Genomic DNA, 2405 nt, shown 5'->3' with positions numbered 1-2405 from the left:
AGAGCGCTTCCAGCAGCTCCTCCATCGGAAATGGCAACAGTGCGCCGGCACGGTCTTCGAGCAGACGGCCATTGTGGCCAATGCCTTTGGTGAACTGGTGGACTACATTGAACAGGCCCTGCACGAGTCAGCCACGCGCCGCCTTCAGCGCAGCTTGTTGGCCCGCCTCACCCGTCTCGACTGCTTCCCTCGACTTGCAGCTTTGTTCCAGGAGCGGCTAGAACGGCGAGCCGTCAGGATTCGCGAGGTCTCACGCCGTGCTGCCAGGGAATACGCAGACTCGGTCTTCAACCAGGCCAGCAGACATTTCAAGCGTTCTCGGGATCACTATGTCCACATCATTGAAAGGCACCTGGAACGTTTCGCCGAGGCGTATGTTGTCACAGCACTGCAAGCCTTCGTCCTGGGCTTCACTCTGGAAGAGATCGTTGATGATTTGGATGAGGAACGCGCTCTGACCCTGGCCAAGCGCATCTATGCCGACCTCCAAAGAGAGGTCGAGCAGCATGTGACAATGGTTCTGACGCTATTGCTCGGCAAGCTGATGGCCCAGCGGCGTTTGATCTCGGCTCGCCTTGATCGCCGCACTGTTGAGAGCCTGACCAGGCGCTTTCTCCAGAAGCATGGTTGGGATATCCTGCGACCGCTCATTGAGGAGACTGTCCTGTCTCTCTTCCTCCGCCAGTTCCAGCGCGAGGCCAGGAACAACCTTCAGCGTTGGGTTCGGTTGGCAAGCAGCCGCGAGGTCATCCGTCCGCTGAAGAGTCTGAGTACATTGGTTCCTGCTGAGTTTGAAGAGCAACTCTGCACCGCAGGCGTCCTCTTCGGCGCTACCCCTTTTCAGGAGGCGCTGGACTGGGCAGCCCGTCGCTTTCTTGAGCCATGCTATCAGCAGCATCGCAAGGTCTTGCTCATCATCTCCGACGGTGCCTTTCCCTACGCACAAGGTGCCTTGATCACAGCCAGACTGTTAAAGCGACGCGGGGTTGTCATCATCAGCGGCCTGATTCATCGCCAACGGCTGCTTGATCGATTTTGCAGGAGGGCACCCCAGCATTGGCCTCCCGGAGCCAGATGCATGCTTGAGCTGGCCTCAGAGTTGCCCGACGAGGAAGGCCCAGCGGCCAGCCCTCCCCTAAGCCCGGTCCCTTCTGGCAAGAAGTGCTGCTATCAGCTCAACCACGCCGACCTCTTGGAGCCTTTCCTCGATGGTCTGCTCACTGACCCTGTTGTCGCCGATGGCTGAGTCACACTGAATAGCTATTCATACGGCTATGGCCTCTTTCTCCATACGCCGCTTCCAGTGACGTTTGCGCTGGGGACGTCCTCAGCCCGAGTGGCTCCTGGTGGGCAGCCGCGAAGCGCCCTGAGATGAGCATAGTACTGAGTGGGCAGGTTGCCTGGCTATCTGCTCGCCAGCACGAAATCACCCTGGCTCCAACTGGCCACCCCTTCCCTCGCTTTCACGGAGCCTTGTACCCCCTGACTCGCGCTCCTCCAGCACGGCAGCCGCAGGTGAGAGCAAGAGCTCGCGATAGCGCTGATAGTGCTCTTGATACATGGCTCATGCGCACCAGGAGCCGTCACTGTCAGAACCGGTGAGCGCCACGCTGCCAGAGCAGTGGCATCCTCCCAATAGCCTGCAACGAGTCCGGCCAGGAGTGCAGCCCCACGTAGCGCCGTGTCTCTCTCAGCGACAGCCCAAAGCTCCCGTCCCAGGATATCCGCCAGCATCTGCTGCCAGCCAGGACACAAGCTTCCTCCACCGACAGCAAGAAGCCGACCATCCTCCTCTCCCTCAGAGGGCGATTCCAGGGCCAGACGCATTCCAAAGGCTACCCCTTCCAGAGCGGCGTGGAGGAGATGGCGGCGTTCATGCCCGAGACGCTGCCCCTGCTCACCCGCCTCCAGCCGATCCTGCTCCAGCCCCGGCTGCCACCGTCGCCACAGCTCCCAGGCTTCCTGCAGCTGCTGCCAGGTCTTCGCGGCTTCCTCCGGCACTCCACGCAGCTCTATTTCGACCATCGCCTCCTGATCGCTACCGGCCCGGCTCCAGCAGGCCAGCCAGCGGCGTGACCGGCCACGCCGCCTCCCCTCGCACTCGAAACCGTGCCCAGCGCGACCAGCTCGTCCCAGCCGGGCGCGGCGGACGGTCGGCGTAGCCCACCTGCCGGCGCAACGGCATGAAAGCCGCGGAAAATGCAGCCTCCCCTGCAGCCGGAGGCCTCCCGGCTCCCGCTGGGCCACCAGCACGCCCCCCAGCGGCGCCTGCCCTGGCTGCAGCACCGCCACCAGCCTGCCCCCGGGCGCCAGCTGCTCCAGCCAGGCCCGACAGACCCCCTCACTGCTGGCGGTCACGATGAGGCGATCGGAGGGCGCATGGGCTGGGAAGCCCGCTCGCCCAC

At 63.0% G+C, this 2405-nt stretch carries 2 protein-coding genes; one reads left to right on the top strand and one right to left on the bottom strand.

The features are described from left to right. Positions 1-1246: VWA domain-containing protein (locus A4R35_RS24490; protein WP_189362318.1), on the top strand; the 1246-nt coding region annotated here is incomplete at its 5' end. A 158-nt stretch (positions 1247-1404) separates the two neighbouring features. Here A4R35_RS24490 and A4R35_RS23750 read toward each other — a convergent pair. Then, positions 1405-2405: FGGY-family carbohydrate kinase (locus tag A4R35_RS23750; protein WP_262982364.1), on the bottom strand; the 1001-nt coding region annotated here is incomplete at its 5' end.

It is taken from the genome of Thermogemmatispora tikiterensis, from assembly GCF_003268475.1.
In the GTDB taxonomy this organism is placed as follows: domain Bacteria; phylum Chloroflexota; class Ktedonobacteria; order Ktedonobacterales; family Ktedonobacteraceae; genus Thermogemmatispora; species Thermogemmatispora tikiterensis.
The sequence above is the reverse complement of the archived record's forward strand: the minus strand, read 5'-3'. Positions and strand labels throughout refer to the sequence as shown.